Origin of the sequence: Eudoraea sp., from assembly GCF_039969275.1 — a bacterium.
GTDB lineage: Bacteria > Bacteroidota > Bacteroidia > Flavobacteriales > Flavobacteriaceae > Eudoraea.
Genome location: NZ_JBDVOC010000017.1, coordinates 267,944 through 286,839, shown reverse-complemented (window position 1 = coordinate 286,839; position 18,896 = coordinate 267,944). Strand labels below are relative to the sequence as shown.

At 36.7% G+C, this 18,896-nt stretch carries 15 protein-coding genes and 1 tRNA gene; 2 read left to right on the top strand and 14 right to left on the bottom strand.

The window, feature by feature from the left end; all coding sequences use genetic code 11:
- Positions 1 to 207 precede the first annotated feature (207 nt).
- On the top strand, positions 208 to 834 hold the full coding sequence (locus tag ABJH90_RS16840) for a response regulator transcription factor (protein WP_348140179.1): 627 nt from the start codon (positions 208 to 210) through the stop codon (positions 832 to 834).
- 215 nt (positions 835 to 1,049) lie between these two features.
- On the opposite strand, the gene ABJH90_RS16835 is transcribed toward ABJH90_RS16840, so the two are convergent.
- The 14 genes from ABJH90_RS16835 to ABJH90_RS16770 form a co-directional block, all read right to left on the bottom strand.
- Positions 1,050 to 2,114: an AI-2E family transporter gene (locus tag ABJH90_RS16835; RefSeq protein WP_348140177.1), complete on the bottom strand. Its 1,065-nt coding sequence runs from the start codon at positions 2,112 to 2,114 to the stop codon at positions 1,050 to 1,052.
- 53 nt (positions 2,115 to 2,167) lie between these two features.
- On the bottom strand, positions 2,168 to 2,770 hold the full coding sequence (locus ABJH90_RS16830) for an ion channel (protein ID WP_348140175.1): 603 nt from the start codon (positions 2,768 to 2,770) through the stop codon (positions 2,168 to 2,170).
- A gap of 3 nt (positions 2,771 to 2,773) precedes the next feature.
- On the bottom strand, positions 2,774 to 3,397 hold the full coding sequence (locus ABJH90_RS16825) for a hypothetical protein (RefSeq protein WP_348140173.1): 624 nt from the start codon (positions 3,395 to 3,397) through the stop codon (positions 2,774 to 2,776).
- 64 nt (positions 3,398 to 3,461) lie between these two features.
- Complete coding sequence (locus ABJH90_RS16820) at positions 3,462 to 4,310, bottom strand: hypothetical protein (protein WP_348140171.1); 849 nt, start codon at positions 4,308 to 4,310, stop codon at positions 3,462 to 3,464.
- A 39-nt stretch (positions 4,311 to 4,349) separates the two neighbouring features.
- Positions 4,350 to 5,249: a hypothetical protein gene (locus ABJH90_RS16815; RefSeq protein WP_348140169.1), complete on the bottom strand. Its 900-nt coding sequence runs from the start codon at positions 5,247 to 5,249 to the stop codon at positions 4,350 to 4,352.
- Positions 5,250 to 5,284: 35 nt separating this feature from the next.
- Positions 5,285 to 5,809 (bottom strand): hypothetical protein, encoded by a 525-nt coding sequence (locus ABJH90_RS16810; protein ID WP_348140167.1) that lies wholly within the window; start codon positions 5,807 to 5,809, stop codon positions 5,285 to 5,287.
- 378 nt (positions 5,810 to 6,187) lie between these two features.
- Positions 6,188 to 7,729 carry an arylsulfatase gene (locus tag ABJH90_RS16805; RefSeq protein ID WP_348140165.1) on the bottom strand — a complete coding sequence of 514 codons (1,542 nt, stop codon included), beginning with the start codon at positions 7,727 to 7,729 and terminating at the stop codon, positions 6,188 to 6,190.
- 398 nt (positions 7,730 to 8,127) lie between these two features.
- On the bottom strand, positions 8,128 to 8,652 hold the full coding sequence (locus tag ABJH90_RS16800) for an outer membrane beta-barrel protein (protein WP_348140163.1): 525 nt from the start codon (positions 8,650 to 8,652) through the stop codon (positions 8,128 to 8,130).
- 56 nt (positions 8,653 to 8,708) lie between these two features.
- On the bottom strand, positions 8,709 to 11,876 hold the full coding sequence (locus ABJH90_RS16795) for a hypothetical protein (protein WP_348140161.1): 3,168 nt from the start codon (positions 11,874 to 11,876) through the stop codon (positions 8,709 to 8,711).
- Between the two features lie 98 nt (positions 11,877 to 11,974).
- A complete protein-coding gene (locus ABJH90_RS16790; RefSeq protein ID WP_348140159.1) occupies positions 11,975 to 12,910 on the bottom strand; it encodes a transporter in 936 nt (311 codons plus the stop codon).
- A gap of 287 nt (positions 12,911 to 13,197) precedes the next feature.
- Positions 13,198 to 13,779, bottom strand: a complete 582-nt coding sequence (locus tag ABJH90_RS16785; RefSeq protein ID WP_348140157.1) for a hypothetical protein — start codon at positions 13,777 to 13,779, stop codon at positions 13,198 to 13,200.
- 111 nt (positions 13,780 to 13,890) lie between these two features.
- Complete coding sequence (locus ABJH90_RS16780) at positions 13,891 to 15,054, bottom strand: squalene synthase (protein WP_348140155.1); 1,164 nt, start codon at positions 15,052 to 15,054, stop codon at positions 13,891 to 13,893.
- A gap of 36 nt (positions 15,055 to 15,090) precedes the next feature.
- Positions 15,091 to 15,852, bottom strand: a complete 762-nt coding sequence (locus ABJH90_RS16775; protein ID WP_348140153.1) for an outer membrane lipoprotein-sorting protein — start codon at positions 15,850 to 15,852, stop codon at positions 15,091 to 15,093.
- 164 nt (positions 15,853 to 16,016) lie between these two features.
- Positions 16,017 to 18,257 carry an MMPL family transporter gene (locus ABJH90_RS16770; RefSeq protein WP_348140151.1) on the bottom strand — a complete coding sequence of 747 codons (2,241 nt, stop codon included), beginning with the start codon at positions 18,255 to 18,257 and terminating at the stop codon, positions 16,017 to 16,019.
- A gap of 432 nt (positions 18,258 to 18,689) precedes the next feature.
- Between ABJH90_RS16770 and ABJH90_RS16765 the strand changes: the two genes are divergently transcribed.
- Positions 18,690 to 18,763 (top strand) — tRNA-Arg (locus tag ABJH90_RS16765).
- Positions 18,764 to 18,896 lie beyond the last annotated feature (133 nt).

Genomic DNA, 18,896 nt, shown 5'->3' with positions numbered 1-18,896 from the left:
CAGATAATTCTTGTTTTAAGGCATTAACATCAAATTTGATTTCATTTTATGAGATTGATGGCTAGTATCTTTGCTAGTATACATCCCTATTTACTATGGTTTAAAAATTGCTAATTGAGCAATGATTTATCCGTATTAACTTGCTCATTTTCAAACTTTTAGTTTCCTATTTCTTTAATATTTTTTAACCCCAAAATACTAATAGATATGAAATCAAATATCCTTAAAATAATTGTTATAGATAATGACCGCTTATTTCATGCGGCATACAGGTACTATTTTGAAACCTACCAGGATTATTCACTTCAAGGCATTTATGTTTCCGTAGATGACGCCTTGGAAGATTATGAAAATGTATTGCCCGATATAATTGTTTCTGAAGTATCTATGCCCGAAATATGTGGCATTCAAGGAATCGGAATGTTTAGAAAAAAGGACTCCGAAGTAAAAATTATTATGATAAGTGCCCAGAATGATTTTGAGCTTATCAAAAGGGCTTTTAAAAATCGTGCAAATGGTTACCTGACCAAACCCGTGACCAAGAAAAGATTGTACAATGCCCTAAATTCTATCAAATATGAAGGTGCTACCATGAGCAATGACATTGTTAAAGCGGTGATTTCGATGTTTCACAGAAAATCATATAACGCTTTTTCTGAACGGGAAAATCAAATAATTGATTATCTGTGCCAGGGTGCGACGTACAAGCTAATAGCCGACAAGCTTTTTGTTACGCCCAGTACGGTAAATTTTCATATTCAGAACATATACCTAAAACTGGATGTGAACTCCAAATCTGAAGCGCTAACCAAACTACAGGAAATGGAAAATTAAACTACTATTAAGCTTAGCAGTAACTATATGCTGAGGAATTGGAGAAATACTAATGTTCTTTTGAAGCTCCAGATTAAAAGTTATATAATAAACTGTGCCAGATTGTGTTTAAATGGACAAAAGTAGCATAAAGCAAATAGCCTGATTATTGCGATTAGGTGTGGCTCTGTGTCTTTTTTGTCCATTTGTTTTATCGCTTTTTTGATCCTGAACAGTTATGCGGATTCATTTTCATCAATTAAAGCTTGTGCGTCTTTTTTTGTTCCAAGAACAATGGCGATCCATTTCGTCTTTGGGTTTTGTTCCAGCATGATCTTTAAAGTCATCGTCATAGGAACGGACAAAAACATACCTACCGTGCCTAAAACAAATCCCCAGAAGATAAGAGATAAGAAGACTATAGCGGTAGATAATCCCATCCCCCGCCCCATTAGTTTGGGTTCCAGAATACTCCCTATAATCACATTCACCGCAACAAATACAATTAGAGTGGGCAAAGCACCCTCAAATCCCAGTTGAACCAGAGCAAATAAAACCGCAGGAGCAGCTGCAATAAAAGACCCTATAGTTGGTATGTAATTTAATAGAAAAGCTATTAAACCCCATAAAATGGCATAATCAACACCAATAATTGTCAATGAAATCCAAATTAGAATTCCGGTTATAAGGCTCGTTAGTGTTTTAATTGAAAGATAATGACGAATACTATTCCCAATAACATTAAAAAATGAATAATTTACCGAATAGTCTTTAAGGATCGCATCTACCTTTACTGCAATATCATCTAATTCCAATAAAAGAAAAAGGACTAAGAAGAGAATCGTTAATAAATTGCCCATAACCCCTCCAAGTTCACTAAGTAAGTTTGCAGTAAAACCCATGATCTTAGAAGGTTCCAATAAATCTTCTATGTTATCAAAGGAGATATTAAAACCCCTGTTATTAAAGAAGTCCAGAAAAGAGGTGCCAATTTTGTCCAGATTTTTTTCATATATACCGGCATTTTCACTAAACGCAGAAAGGGAACGTGCTATAATATCTCCAAGTCCAATGAAGATTGCAATAAGTATCATAAACACAATTAATACAGCCAGGCTCTGTGGCACCTTCTTCCTCATTAGAAATGCAATAGGCTGGGTACAAATAATAGAAATAAATAATGCCATCAAAATTGGGGTGATTAGGGCAGCCCCGTAAATTAATCCTGTAATTACAATAATAAAGGCAGCCAGACTAACTATGAAAGGAAATTTTGAGGTTGATTTGTTCTTACTATTCATTCATTTATAGTATTAATTGAATACAAAGGTGAACTAAATTTACACAAATTAATCTAATTCTTGCTGGCATATTTACCCACCAAAATGGCTACCACAACCGCCACATAGAATTGACCCATTACTGCGATTAACATTGCCAAAGACTGAGCCAATGGGAGTTGAGGCGTTATATCTCCATAGCCTGCGGTGGTTAAAGTTATAAGAGTATAATAAACTAATTCCATATCTGTCTTACCGCTGGCATTGAATGAGCCCGGAAGGTACAGATCACAAAAAGCTACCATGCTCATGAACATAATTCCAAGTAATAAATACCCGTTTAAAGCATTTACCAATGTATAAATTGTGACGTTTTTTTGATTCATCATATGCCTGACAACAGAACCCACAAGAAAAATGATAAAAAGATTTGTGGTTAATTCAGCTAAATAATGTATGTATTTTATATCTGTAGTCTTGGTTATCAGCTCAATAAGGATGGCACCAAATCCAATAAACATTACTTTCCTGGAGATAGGATAAGAAGCCAAAAAAATGATAATAGAAATAAGGATTACGGAAACTACTTCTGTAGAAATCTCAAAAACAGGTAAAATAAATATAAAAATAAAGCAAGATACCAGTAACAATACCGGAGCAACGTTTTTATCCTTCACAGTCTAATTATTTTTTCTTTTTAATACCCAAGTAAATACCGCTGGAAGAACAAACCACGCTAATGTCCATACCATTGGTCCTACAAAGGCCAACCCTACATTAATTACGGCAGTTAGTGGTTCCATCAAATTGCTTTTAGTGACTTGATTGACCTCCTCTTCGGTCATACCCTCCCGGATAAGGCCTTTTTTTGCTGCATATTTCCAAAGGCCAACACTCATAAATCCGGCAATGGCCAAACTCGCTGCCTGTAAGGCAGGCGAGGATTTGGACTCCAGATTAGGATCGGCGATGGCAAAATAAACAAAGAGAACCACAAAGAATAACTGCAACATAGAAAGGGCTGCATGGGTGTAGTTGGTCCGCACCAAATGTTTAAAGATCCCAACGCTCTGGTTCCAGTATAAGAGGGCCAGCCCACTCCCTATAATGACCCTTAACAGCTCCATACGGCTGTCATAAAAATGGCTCAAAAGCCCATAAGGTTTTTCCATCCAGGCCCCTCCCTCAAAATGAGGTAAGTATTGACTCATAATATGAAAGAAGATCAGAGCATAGACTACGTCTATAAAGTTGCTTAGCCTTCTAAGATATATGTTTTCGGGCTTATTTATTAATATGCTCATTTTGATTGGTTTATTTATTTTCAAAGTTACATAAAGTAAATTTTTATAATCGTATCCTCTATAATTACAGCACAAACTCGACTAAGAAACGCAAATCATAAACCGTTCCCTTGGTAGGTCTTATAACGTTCTTAAAAAACTGTGCACCAAGATTCAGTGTTGTTTTTTTTCCAAGCGGGATTTGATATTGGGCTCCTCCGCCTAAAGGCAAATATACTTTTTCCCCGGCGGGTTTGTCCCAGTAGACCGAAACACCATAGGGCATATAAATGAGGTCGAAGCGTTCTACTACATTAAAAACCACAAAAGGTTTGATCATTAACATATTTACCGCTTTTAAATCAGATGGGCCAGCTACTGACCACACCTGCAAGGCAATTGCCCCGGCAAACCAGCGTCCACTTTCAAATTCATAATCAAAACTGGGTCCCAGAGAAAACTTTCCACTTCCAAGGGTTTCATCAGATGCTGTTGGAAACATAGCGGCAAAACCACCTGTGATATGATGTTTGCCATGGTGTTTGCCTTTTCTGGCAAACCAAAAGGCAGTTAGTAAATCATTAATGCCGTCTGCAGGAACAATTTCATCTGTTGTCCCGTCAGGATTACCGTTGGGCTGCCCGGGAATTACCCTGGGATACTGATTAACTTCAAAATAGGAGATGTTTTTAACTTCATATTTACCGATATTCAGGTAACTCTCAAATTCTATCCCTAAGGTACTGGCATCATCACCGGGATCATTTAAAAAACTAAAAAACGGCCAGGTACGTTGAGATCCCAGTCTGTAGAACGGTTGGTTGGTATCCTGCTGCTCTTCACCCTCCTTCTGGTGTTCATCTTGGGCAAAACCACTGAATATACAAGAGCACCCCAAGACCATCAGCCATATAATTCTATTGATTTTCAGCATATACCTTTATATTCTTTGGTTAATATTGGTTTATTTTCCTCATTTTTTACCGCCACCCACAGGCATAGTATAAGTGAAATTCACCCGAAAAGAGTTTTTTACTGCCGGTCCCTGCCAGCTTTTGTAAATAGCACTAGTTCTGTATTCCACATAGGCGTTTATAGATCCTTTCTCTAAGACCCATACTTTTCCAAACCTTAATCCTAATGGCAAATAAAATCCTTTGGTATTCCAGTCATAAGTTGCTACTATATCTGCAGTACCAAGGTAAAAACCGGAGCTGCCGAAACGATAATTTAAAAAGGGTGAAATACCCAGGGGATTTGCATTACTATCAACGGGTCCTTCCTCATTAGGATCCTCTGAAGGTTGCAGCACACGTGGATCAACTGATCTCCATGATTGCGTGAACAGTAGCCCATAAAACCACTGCCCGCTATTATTTACGATAGCTGCCGAAAAACCAAAACCCCATTCATCTTTGGATATATCTTTACTACCCGGGGTTGTCATTAACGGACCTATCCCTGCTCTTCCTGATCCCCAATCTGTAGCTTTGGGAATGAGGAGTGCAAAAATTTCTGTATTTCCGAATCCGGTTTTACCATTGGACAAATCTTCGTAATGTCTGATTGTGACTCTTGGCAAAATGGTTAGTCCTTTTAATGGAACCGGGGCAACTACCCTTAATTGGAGATAATTGTCCAGACCAGGTCTGCGTGGGCTTCCATTTACAAGATCATCGTAATAACTGGGCATATCCTGATAAGCCAATTGAAAACTCCATTGGGTAGCCGTTGCGTCCATTGCTTTAGACGCCGCACTTTGCCCCCCCCCATTTTCTTCTTCCTGTACTTCAGTTGTTTTTTCGACTTCTTCCTGAGAATACCCAATTGCAAAACAGAAAACAAATAGTAAGAATAAAATAAACTTTTTCATGATTATAAAATGTTTAAAACAGGCTTTGATGATCATTATTTAGGCATTTTAGTAACTTTCATATTATGTTTAAACAAACTGCTTAATTTGTCCCAAAAATCACCTCCCAACACCAATAAACCTACTATAAATATCATATCCAGCCCGATATAAAACAACAAGGGCAGGTCCCTAAAAAAAGGAGCTAAATGGGCGAGATAAGGTTCTAAAATACCCACTAGTATCGGAACACTGAACATAATCAAACCTAAGCGGTAGCGAGCCAGGCTAACGGTATCCGGAGGTGCAAACCTTTTAAGGTATTTATAGGCTTTGCCTTTTATATATTCATAACCTGGCTTTCCCATTACTATAATAGCAAGAAGCATAAATAGCTCTGGAATTCCAAATGCCAATAAACCCGAGAGAATACTTTTTGTGGCAGCAGACCATTTGGAGGCAACTACCAGCGGAATCAATAATGGGCTCAGGAATCCCACCACCAAAATCACAGACCCGAGAATGAGTTTTGTTTTTGATTTTTGAGGCACTATTGGTTCCAGAATATGCTTATCCGCCATATAGCCTTATTTTGATCTTTTAAATTTTTAGATTAATAATAATGGGGAATACGAGCAAATTTCTAAATATTTACCTACACAAAATATGATTTAAATCAGCGTTTTTTAATCTTTCCGTGTTTTTAAGTGGTTAATAATATCCCTATAAAAGTGGTCTTTTGAAGCCACACTTTGAATTTTGTGGCCTGCAACAGAACTTCTGAATTATTTTAGCAACAACTGTAATCTTTGTCTATTGTGAGGAACTCCCTTATAGGTATTCAGGGAAGATATCCATGTTCTTTTTGAAAATCTTCCCTGAATTATGTCTTGTAACTCAATTTTTGAAATGTTCCAAAAAATTACAAGAGAGCTTACTTTAAATAATTAACAAAGAACTTATTTATCTCCGGCGCCTTTTTGAACAGCTTCCATCACCCTGTCGAGGCTAAAGCTTCCGGGTTTTTGTCTTGGGGGAAATTCCCTGAAGCTCTGAAGCCACTGTCCCACATAGGCAGCTGCAGGTGCCATCATAAACATATGGTCAATCCACCACTGTCCGTACCCTATAGATTCTTCATGAGCTTTTTCAAAAGGATCCATTCTTAAATTCGTCATCATTGGTGCACGAAGCTGGGTATATGGGTTACTCCAAACATCGATTCCTATCGCCTCTTGTTGCAGAAAGGTGATCTTCCAGTTATTATATCTCAAGGCAGCAACACTACCATCGTCGGTCCAGTACAGAAACTCATGACGCGGCCATTCGGCTTCCCCTTTAAGTGCTGGTATAAGATTATAACCATCAAGATGCACCTTATAGGTCCTGTCACCTATTTTCTTTCCTTTTAATAAATCTTCCTTTGCAGTTGTATTACCAGCAGCGGCAACTAAAGTAGCAAGCATATCTTCGTGTGCAGCAATTTCATTAATAACCGTTCCAGGCTCAATGAGTCCGGGCCAGCGAATAACGGTTGGTACTCTGAAACCACCTTCCCATTGTGTCGCTTTTTCACTAGCAAACATAGTAGTTCCTCCATCGGGCCATGTAAAAACTTCGGCACCATTATCTGTAGAATACATAACAATGGTATTGTCTGCAATGCCCAATTCATCAAGCTTGTCGAGTAGTTGCCCTACCATGCCGTCATGTTCTACCATCCCATCTGCATAGACTCCAAGACCAGTTTTCCCTGCAGACTCCTCTTTAAGATGAGTATTGACGTGCATGCGAGTGCTATTCCACCAAACAAAAAACGGTTTATCATCCTCAACAGCCTTATCGATAAATCCCAGAGCTGCATCTGTGACTTCCATATCAACAGTTTCCATGCGTTTCTTTGTCAATGGACCTGTATCTTCAATTCTGCCATCGGCATAGCTATGAATCACACCACGTGGCCCAAATTTTTCTTTTAGGGTTTTTCCATCGGGGAATACAAAGTCACCCGGGTAATCAGGATGTTCGGGTTCCTCTTCAGCATTGAGGTGATATAGGTTTCCAAAAAATTCATCGAAACCATGATTGCTTGGAAGCATTTCATCGAGATCTCCCAAATGATTTTTTCCAAACTGCCCAGTGGTATAGCCCTGTGCCTTTAGAAGTGTAGCAATCGTTGGATCTTCTTTTTTCATCCCCTCAGGAGCACCAGGAAGTCCAACTTTGGTCAGACCCGTTCTCATCGGGGATTGTCCTGTAACAAAGGCCGCACGGCCAGCGGTACAACTCTGCTGCCCATACCAATCCGTAAAAACGGCACCTTCCTTTCCAATACGATCTATATTGGGTGTTTTATATCCCATCATACCCATATTGTAGGCAGAGACATTGAACTGGCCAATGTCATCACCCCATATCACCAGGATATTGGGCTTTTTTTGGGCAAAAACACCTGCGCTAATCAGCAACAGCATTGCTGTAATTAAACTCATTTTTTTCATAGTGTACTTGATTTTAAATTAATAGTTCCTATTATTATTATTAAATTAGTGTAAATAAATGATTGAAATTCTTTATACTATACCTTATTCCAGAGCCTTTATTAAATCTGGTTCTTTAGGTCTTTTTTCATTTTAACATTTTTGAGATTTATAGATAAAAGAGATACCAACGAATTTCCAGGTATTTTCTAAGGTAGAATATGATAAATATCAGTGTATTCTAATATTTCTAAGTGGTTAATGGCATACTAATATACCAAATTTATTTAGTACAAATCATTTAATTTTGTGCCAAATCTTAAGTTATTCCGGGGCGTTTATTAAATTTTATTCTTCCGCTAAATCATTTATATGCGATTGTTGAATATGGCCCTATATATATATTTGTTCGGGCAAACTTAGAATTTCTTGTCTACACCAATACCAAAGGAATATGAACCATATTCCTTTTTAAAATCATAACTTAAAACCGGTGCTATAGCCCAATTTTTGCCAATTTCAAATTCATAACCGGTACTTGCCCTTAAAATGAATATATTCTTATTCCTTTCAAACTCAACTCCGGGACCAGTATAAACACTCCAGCGTTTTAATATATGATATCCAACAACCAGACCAGTAATAAAGGCATTTTCCCTTTTAAGCTCTTCCCCTTCAAATTCTACTGCGTATTTACCTAATTCAATATCCACAACTACGCCAAGTTTCCATTTTTGATTAAAATGATAGTAATAATCTGCCCCAATGGTGGTCAAATTTTGAGAATTTAATGTTTCCCCTTCTTCAATAGTTCTGGGTACATGGGTAAATCCAACTACCAGGGCAACACCGTGTTTTAGTTCCTTTTCCTCAACAGTTTCCTGGGCCTGAAATGGAGTAACACATAATAGAGATAGGATAAAAGTGCATAAAACAATTTTCATATATGATTTTTTTAATGATTACACTATTAATCCAAAAGGAAATTACTAAAAATATTTTATAAATCAGGGTGCTCAATTGCTCCTTGGTAAACTGGTTTGCATTTTTTTCCTACAATGGCATTGACAAAATTTATAACTGACCCCAGAAGGGTTTCGGCAATTTTTAATTTACCTACCTGAAGATTGTCTAATTTTCCGCTAACTTTCTGCTCCATTAGGCTACATCCGTTTTTATCCAATACATAAGCAGTAAACCCCGGGATTGAATCATTCACTATATCGAATTTTCCGTCAAAGGCAAAGCGGTTTAATGAGGTGCTAAAGGCTACATCTGTAGTTTCGATAATCCCATTCTGAAACTTCCAATTAGAAAGTGCCTGGGAGACATAGGTAGTATCCTCTGCATTAAGATTCATGCCAATCAGACTGACAAAATCACTTCCTTTCGTCACAACAGCTCCTACCGGACCGGCTACCACAAAGGCACCGATGTCTACCAAATTGAAGTTCTGACTTCGTTTATATTTCTTGAGTAATTTATCAATATCTATACCGTAAAGGGTTATTGAGTCTCCCTTAATCTTTAATGAGCCCTTTGCATTTTTGGTTATTTCTTCTAAAGCTAACCCACTTCCGTTTAATTGAAATGAAACATCCAACATTCCTTTAGCTAATTTTTCCTGTGAAAATATTTCAACCGCAGATTCTACAGGAACATCTCTTAAATCATACGAGATCTCAAATAATGGTGTTTCTTTAGAAATGTCTAAAGTAAGAGACCCGGAATCTTCCATTTTTCTATTATTTCTAAGTGCTAAAAAACTTACCTGAAACTGATCATTGTCCGCCGTAAAATTAGCATCTAATGGCACTTTGGCCATAATAGGCGTATTTAATTCATCAATACCAAGATCACCATTAACTGACCTTATGCCCACAATTTTATTAGAACCTTCCTCATGCAAAAAGTAAAGACTATCTAAGTTGAGATTTATCTTTTTAAATTCATATAACAAAGAGTCCGGGGGACGCATAGTAAGTGTGCTTTCTTTTATTTGTGCCTTTTGCATGGCAAATGGAATAGTCTCTATGATACCGGACATATGCAGGTTTCCATCATATGTGGTATTTTCACTACGGTTTCTTTCCTTCTCGCTCATCATTGAGAGGTCTTTCATTTCATATATAAGGTCTAATAAATATGACTCCGGAATATTATTCAGGACCATATCAGCATGGGCATCCAATAATCGGGCACTATCCATAACTACAACATTACCGGACAAATCAATAGATCCATTTGGCATTTTAGCATGCATATGATTAAGATCCATTCGCAGTCCTCTATGGGTATCATATAAGTCTAAACTGGCCTGAAGTTCAGGAAGGTCTACCAAGGTATCGAGATTAAAAGATAACTGTTCCATATCTACAGTAAACCATGGCAAATTGCTATTTATACTGTCATTTTCCCTGCCATAAGCCGTAACTTTCAGAACTAAATCACTTACTCTTTCATCAATTAAAGAGCCCAACTCAGGATTCAAAACAAAGTGCCTGGTAAAGAATTGAGAGGAACTTATATCCATATTAACTTCAATATCCATCTCCTCATTAAATATAAAATGATAAAAGTTAGAAATTTCCCCATTCAGTATTACATTGCTGCCATCGTAATCGAGACCAAGGCCTTTTACAAATAACTTATTTCCCACTTCTTCTATTTTACCATTAAAACCGCTAACGGCTTTCTGGGTAGAAAGTACTTTAAAACCTATATCTTCCATTTCCAGGGACCAGCTTCCGATACTGTCCATCTTATGTTCATTCTCAAGATTGAGCAGGCCATCAAAGTCTGAGGTTAAATTAATCTTACCGTGCAGGGAGTCGATATTTGAAAGTTTAAAGATGTTGTCATAACCATCCAAAGCCAGTGACACATTTACATTACTTTTTAAATATGGCTGCTGGAAATTCTTTATATAGAAATTACCAGAAACAGAACCTCCGGGAATCTCACCTCTTAAATTTCGTAATGAGAGCATTGCTCCGGAAAAATTAGCAGCTTTGCCAGTATGCAATTCCCCGTCGAAACCTACTTTATTAAATTTCCCCTTTCCTGCCGGGCCTTCCATGCTCAAGTCCTTTACACCAAAATTCACATCTATTTCGGGTATATTATCTTCCATTTGGCCTTTAACACGACCTTGTAAAAGGATATCGGCTTTGTTGATCAAGGCTTTGTTCCTGGTCAGAATTTCTTCCTGTACTAATTTCGACAGGAAAGCAATATCATTAGATGATGCATCAAATTCCATATCAATATAATTGCCATTATTGTGATCGTAAACTCCTTTTATATCAACTAAAATATTTTCAAAGCTCAAATTTCCCTTATTTATTAAGATGCGCTTCGAAGCCTCGATAAAATCTAAATTAAATGAAAGTGATGCTGGTCCTTGTTCTGCAATGGAAGGAAATTTTGCGCTTTTTGTTATTTCAAAGGAAGTTTCAAGATCACAGGAAATTCCTTTAGAATTTAATAATATCATACCATCTAAGGAAGCCAATTCAACCTGGGAAGAATAATGCTCACTGGGATTGCTATATTTCAGTGTAATATTTTCAAGATGCAATTCCTTAAGCTGTACAGCAAGTTTTTTCTTCTGTGCTATGGATTTCTTTTTATCTGCTACTGTAGATTTTGATATTCCGCTTGTGTTCTGTTTTTTTTCTTTGATTACCAGGGTATCCAACTTAGGTGCTTTAACCATTTCATTTGGATTGGTCAACGCTTTTTCCAGATTCGTTTTATTGTCCTCGTAGGTCAATACATCTGCTACCCCATTTTTTATACTTATGTTATTAACTATTAAATTTCTGTTTTTGATAAGTTCCCGGGGTTCAAAAGCCAGATAAATTTTCTCAGCATATAATATGGGTGATTGGTCTGTTGCTCTGATGGAGTCTTTTTGCTCGTAATATTCTACATTTTTAAGTTGAACTGTGATATTTGGGAGATGTTCAAAAAGGGCCAGTTCTATTTCTTCAATCTCTAAATCACCCGATTGGACTTCTGTAATATATTGATCAATTTCTTCTAAAATCCAATTCTTTCCATCCTCATAGAACAGGATTCCTAAAAAAATGCACAGGACTATAAGCATGCCCAGCACCATCAATACTCTTTTGACAGTTTTAATTAGAAATGATTTTGTGAACATTAATGCACAATTAATTATACTGGGAACATATTATAAATTTAATAAATTGGAAAAGGCCGCGACATGATATAAGTCACTGAAAAAGGCAATTTTAATACTTACTTATCTTTCATCTTTTTAGATGACTTATCCAACCATGAGTACAAATAAGATACGCCGAACACATCAAAATCACTGCCTTCCTGAAATCGGATTCCTGATGCCACCGTAAATTTTAAGGAATTTCTAGGGTTTAAGGGCAAGGAATAGGTTAAACCCAACCTAAGTTGAGAAATAGTGACATCTCTTTTTATATTGTTGATAGAAGTATCAGCACCATAGCCATAGCCTAAAGAGAAGGCAAGCCACATGCCTTTTTTTCTAAAGGATCTTATAACATTTCCCTTGGCAATCCATAGGGCAGATTGAGACAGGGTATTATCTCCCAGAAACTCCTTGTTATCTGAAAATAGCCAGGCACCTACATAGGCCTCTAAAACCCAATTATCTAAATTGCGAGAGAGACCATAAACGGCCCTAAGGCTCCATCGGTTAGAACCCAAATTAGGAAGTTGTTCCTTTTTATAATTACCAGTTGGAATTATTAGCTGAAGCGACAATCCTGTAATGGTTTTTTGCTTGTACTCCGAAAAGTCTTTAGCGTTAATAGAGGGGGCGCCAGTGAGATTAACAGATGTCCTTATCCTTAAATCTCCAAATCCCGTATACGAATCTTCAAAAGAAGTGTTTTCAAAAGTACCTGTAAAATCTCCTCCTGCAAAGGGTAGTATAACATCTACCTTTCCTGATTTACCAAAAAAATTAATAGCTCTCACATAGGCCAAAATTAAGCTATTGATCCTTCCATTAAAGTCTTCCAATGGCAAAGAGGGATCCAGAAGGGTATTCCCTGAAGCACGGGCATAAGCTAGTCCGACAAAATTAAGCTCTTTAGGTAAATTGGTAAGGGCTCGTGGCTCAAGCTCCTGAGAATATCCGTAATTAAATATTGCAGGGGAAATAACTAATAAAATAACCAGGATTTTAAAGCTCATTTTCCTTCTTAGTTGCTTGGTTAACAATAAACTTCAAAGATATTGAGTAACGGATTAATACTTAAATACTCCGTTGCAAGAATAAACATCCTTATAAAAATGTATATCAGCAAATTCTAAGATACGAGTTCCTGATACTATTGGCAAAAATTAAACCATGAACTGGGATAATTTAAACCCAATTTTCTATTAAGGATCTTAATTACATTATATGTGAAAGTTCAAAAAAGGGGAAATGCAAAACATTTCCCCTTCGCTATTTTCAGGACTGTTAAAAGTGAATTCGATTATTCAACTTTTGTCAAAGAAACGGCAATGGCCTCAGCATAAGTCAATATCACGACTTGTCCAATGTGCAGCTGTTCCATAAAAGCAGCATCTTGCATAGGAATAGTTAAATAGTTTCCGTTAGGGCCTTCTACAGTGGCCAACATCTTCGGTCTATTAAGTATTTCAATAGTCACAACAGCTTTAACCATTTGTCCGACTGCCCCGGCAGGAGCTTCCCCTTCCGGAGCTTTGTCTTCCCCTTCTAAAACAACAAATGGTTCTGCTTTTTCTTCAGATGTGGGCGTTCTGAACTCGGCCTTTAAATACGTATAATAGTCAAAAGTGATTATATCTCCAACTGCAATTTCATCGAACCTTTTAACCTCAGAGCCGGCTGTAACTGTAACCAGTTCACCATCAGCTCCTTTTAGCGTTATATCGCGGGTTTCTTTAACAATATCCGTAACCATTCCCTGCATGGTTACAAGACTTAATCTTTCTCTTGGCTCTATGGTACTATCGAGTTCCTGCCCTAATAAAGGGTAAGTTAAAAATGTACAAAAGAACAAAGCAATGGCATAAATTTTAATAGTTTTCATAAAATGTAAATTTTAATTTGTGGTTTACTATCAGCAATATATCCGCCGATAAATTTTAGTGTTTAATATTTAGAATTTAGTTTAAATCTCCATAATGTACTTCATAAAGCCCTAAGCAATTTCAGGGGATTTATAGGTTTCAGCCAGGGCCAACTCACAATAAGCGTTAATTTTCTCCACCAGCTCCAAAGTCTCCTCAGAATTTGGAAATCCATGTGGAATTTTTTTGGCGATCGCAGAGGCCATCTCTTTGTAAATCTTTACTACCTCCTGAATAGAACCGGCACTTAGTATCAGTTTTGCCGCAAGTCCTTTTCTGATTTTTACATTTTCCGTAAAAACCTTCTGATTATTATAAACTTCGGCCAATGTCGCAATTGCCATCACCTGGGGGATAGCACAAAATCTGAATGCGCGTTCGTTTGTTAATATTTTTAAATAATCCAGGCAGTCTGTGGCATGGGAAAGCGCATCATTTACCATATGATTGAGACACGAAAGAGATTCCGATTTATTTGGGTTTAAGGAAAAACCTTCAAATGTGGGACTGTATAAGGTCCATACCTCTTCCGGCCAAAAAATTCTGTTTTCGTCCATGTCTTCCTTATAATCCCTGACTATATTGGTTTTCTGCAAAAAGAGGCCCATGGAATTTGCCAATTTGTCTTTAGATTCCAATTCCTTGCTCTCTATTTCGGAGGCTGCAAAAAGTTCAGATAATCCAATTCCAACCAATCCGGCAACATAATGGCAATAAAGATTGTAATCCTCTAAAGTAGTTATTTTGGATTCTACAAAATCTGCCATTCCAGACCCCATTTTTTGACAGATATCTGTAATAATATTTTGGTATTTAACATCAAGTGCTAAAAACGCCTCAATCACCTTATCATAATTGGCGAGCAGTTCGCGATATTCTGCTTTGTCTCCTACATTTTCAAGTTTCCAGCCCCTTTCAAAGTTTTTTGTGTAAAACTCCCTAAGCAAAAGAATCTTATCTTCATAGGATAAATCCATATCATCTTCTACGGAGTCCAGCCCTCTGAGTATAAGATAAAAAAGACAAACAACGTCACTTATCTCCTCCGGTAATTGACGAATAACCGCGGCAAATGATCTTGACACTTTATCAAGAGTATCATAGCAATAAGCCAGGTTATAATCCTTTTTTATATTGCTATTTTTATGATGACTATTGATGTTCTTACCCCCAAATTTTAGTTTTAAAAGGGCGGCCATCTCATCTGGCTTTAAAATAGATTTCTTTATAGACATGATAGGTTGTTTTGCATGAGTTAAGCCTATTTCTATTTAGTTGATAGCTGTTTCAATAATAAAATTTTCTTCCTTTAAATCGGGCCTGGCATTAATTTTCAAAACTTTTATTTCGTTGTGCTTAGCTTTTTTAAGTTCCTTATTAACCATAAACATAGGTTGGATTTTTCCTTTGAGTTGCCCAATTGCCTGAAAATCGGAATAGGTTGTAATACTTTTTTTTGTTCCGTCTTTATTAAAGGCTATAATTTTTAAAATATGATACGTATTTTCTTCAATTAAATATTCAGTTTTGCCATTTTCAAGGTCCAAAACATCATTGACCTGCAATTTATAACAGGATTTGCCCTCAAATTCCTCATTCCCATTAAAAGCGAAACTCAATTGATCGCGATCTTTTGAGGTGTAATTAGAAATAGACACCCCGGAATTAACTAAATCCATATTTTTAGAGGTAGCCTTCATCTTTCTGATTTTCCCATTGGCAGGAGTAAATATTTCTATCAATCCTGGTTCATCAGGATAATTTGTTATAACAATGGTAATCCCTTTTAATTTGACTGGCTGCTGAACTACTGTTTTAGTCTTTTCCATACCTCCAAATTTGGCAATAAGAACATCGTATTGCTTGTCTTTTGACTTTCCATTACTTGCTATCTCCTTTATCTCGAGAGACAGTTCCAAATTTTGAGTCAGGAGCTGATCCGCGGCCTTTTCAAAAATTTCCTCAGCACTATTCTGGCCCATAACAGGCAAACAAAATGACAGGAAAAATACAAATAATTTAAGCTTTATCATAAAGGGCAAAATTAGCACATTTATTTAGAAAAAATAATTACTCTTCCTTATATAATATTCGAAATAAGTTCATACTGAACTATTATACAATTCAAGTACCGTTCCAAATATTATTTATGACTTAATTATTTACTGTTCTTTCCTTAAGATTTATGGATTCATTATTATTCAAGAAATTTTGGCTTGGTTATAATTACGATGGCCGGAACCAAAAATAGAGAACTAATCAGACAGGCAGTAATTGAAATGACAATCAGTGCTCCAAAAAACTTTAAAGGGGTGAAATTGGATAAAATAAGCGGCATAAAGCCCACTATAACTGAAAGTGCATTGATTATAATTCCCCTACCCGATGTGTTGAGGGTTATACGAACAGCCTCTTTATGATCATGCCCCTTGGATCGTTCTGTTTTAAAGCGCCACAAAAAGTGAATGGTATAGTCTACTCCTACACCAATCATAATTGATGATAATAAGGCAGTAGCTATATCCAGAGCTATGCCAAATATACCCATTAACCCAAATAATACTAATATGGCAATGGTAATTGGTAATGTGGAGAGCAATCCTGCCTTAGGGGAATGAAAAACAAAACTTAAAATGATAAAAACCACGGCCAGGGCAAAAATCAATGACTTGATTTGACCCTTTACAACCATATCTGCCAATTCAATTTCCGTAAGTCCGGCTCCGGCGGCATAGCGGGCATTCGGATCATCTTTTATAAGTGTATTAATTTTTTTCAGTACCCTTTTGTTGGCACTATTACTGCCGTCTTTAAGGCTTATTAATATTCGTGCATTTTCATAGTTATAATCCAGAAATTGAGAAATATCATCTTCATTCCCACCCATTGAAAAGACTTCAATCAACTGGTATATTTCATCCGAAGATTCCGGGATTTCATTATACCCCTCTTCTTCAGGCTCATAAAAACCTTTGCTTAATTCTTTTACAAGCGAAACAGGAGAACTTACAAGCCCTACTGCCGGGTCTTTTATTATTTCCTTTTCGTAGACCTCCATCCTTTTCATCACCTCAGTAGAGAGAACATCACCTGAAAAAAGTACAGAGATAAACTGTGAGCCTCCAAATTTTTCATTTATCAATTTTGTAGATCGACCAACTTCTGACTTAGCAGAAAAATAACTTTCAACATTGGTGTCAACTTTTAATAAAAATACTCCAGCCACTCCAATCACGGTTACGATTATGGAAATAGCAATAATCCGTTTTGGATGTAAGGTCACCCAATTGCCCATGCTCACGAGCGACCGCTCAAGAATGGGGGCTTTTTTTGGTTCCAATCCAGATTCCCGTCGCTTTGGCCTAAAAAATGATAGCATTGCGGGTAAAAACCAAAGACTCAATATTAGGGCGAAACCTATACCAATTGCAGTAAGCACACCTAATTCGGCAGCAGGCATCATGGTATGGCTAAGCAACCCCAGTATTCCGCCAATAGTGGTTATACCCGTAATAAAAATTGGTTTTTTAAGGTCAACGTAAATTTGCTTACAAATTTGTTTCATCGAAAGCTTTTCCTCAGCTCTCGCCAATTCCTGGTAGTGTGCAATTAGATGAATACCATAATCATTGGCTATCGCGATAATCATGATGGGCATTAGAATACTGAATAGCGAAATCTTCCAGCCTAAAAAGGCCATCAATCCAAAGGAGAGAATAATGCTCATAAGAACAATCAGAAAGGGCATAAACACCCCTTTCCATTCTTTAAATGAAAAATATAGCATAAATACCATAAGGAACATGGCAATGGGAAGTAATACAATCAAATCAGCAAGTATATTTCCCTCAATAGAATATCGGATAAAGGGTAAACCACCTAAAAGGACTTCTTCTGATCCCGGATGATCAGCTATAATTTCTTTTATATCATCTATAATATTATCGGGAGTCCTGGTGTTTTTTATGAGCACTAAGGAAACAAGGCTAAAATCTTCAGAAAAAAATCTGTTGGTCATGCTGTTACCCGCAATTCTTTTCTTTAAAGATTCAAAATCGGCCTGATTATCCGGAATTTCTTCAAAGAAAGGTGTCATAGACATGAATCCATCCTCAATTGAAATTTCCTGTGCACTAAAAGGAGAAATAATTCGATCTAAGCCTTCCAGTTCACTCAAATCGGTAGCAAGTGATTCAAGTCTTTTCAAGGTAGCTGCATTAACAACATCTTCTGAATGCAACATCAGCAATATCATCTCACTTCCACCAAAAATGCTATCCAGCTCTTTGAGGTGTACCTTATTTTTTATAGTATCGGGGACATAATCGTCTACATTAGAATTTACCTGAAGTCTTGGAATTAGCAGCAAAGAAAGTAGGGTAATAACTATAGCGGTTATTACAATTAACAAGCGGTACTTAATAATTTTATCTTGCATTTTCATTAATAAAACAGGTATTTATTCAAACCCATATAAAAGTCTAAACCCTACACTTTAGCGCTAGATGGAAATTGTGCAAAAAAAGTTCTGAATCTCGGTTATAAATGTAATTTATTTCTAAAAGAAAAACTCTAAAATAGTGCATTACTATGTCACAAATATATTCTTGGCGCAGATTCCAAATGTGCTGGATATCTGAACTCAATTTAAAGTCAAAATGATATTCAAGTTACTTATATCTATAAATACATACTCTGAGTAATGAATTTTGTGGCTCATAATATCTTTGTTCAATATCTTTTTGCAATTTTATTGGTTATAACCAGATATATATGACTTTTTGTGTTCGTTAAATATTGCTTGTAATAAGTTTTATTCTAAACAATACATTAGTATATTTGCCCCGCAAAATAATCGAGTATTTTGTAGGGTCGCGTAGCTCAGCTGGATAGAGCATCTGCCTTCTAAGCAGACGGTCACAGGTTCGAATCCTGTCGCGATCACTTAAAGCAGAAAGTCCATTACGCGAGTAATGGATTTTTTTATTTTAAGAAATGTCAAAAGCCGCAGGGTTTTGTAAATGTATTGAAATGAAAAAACAACTGCACCAGCAGTTGGCCTTTCTATTTTCAGATG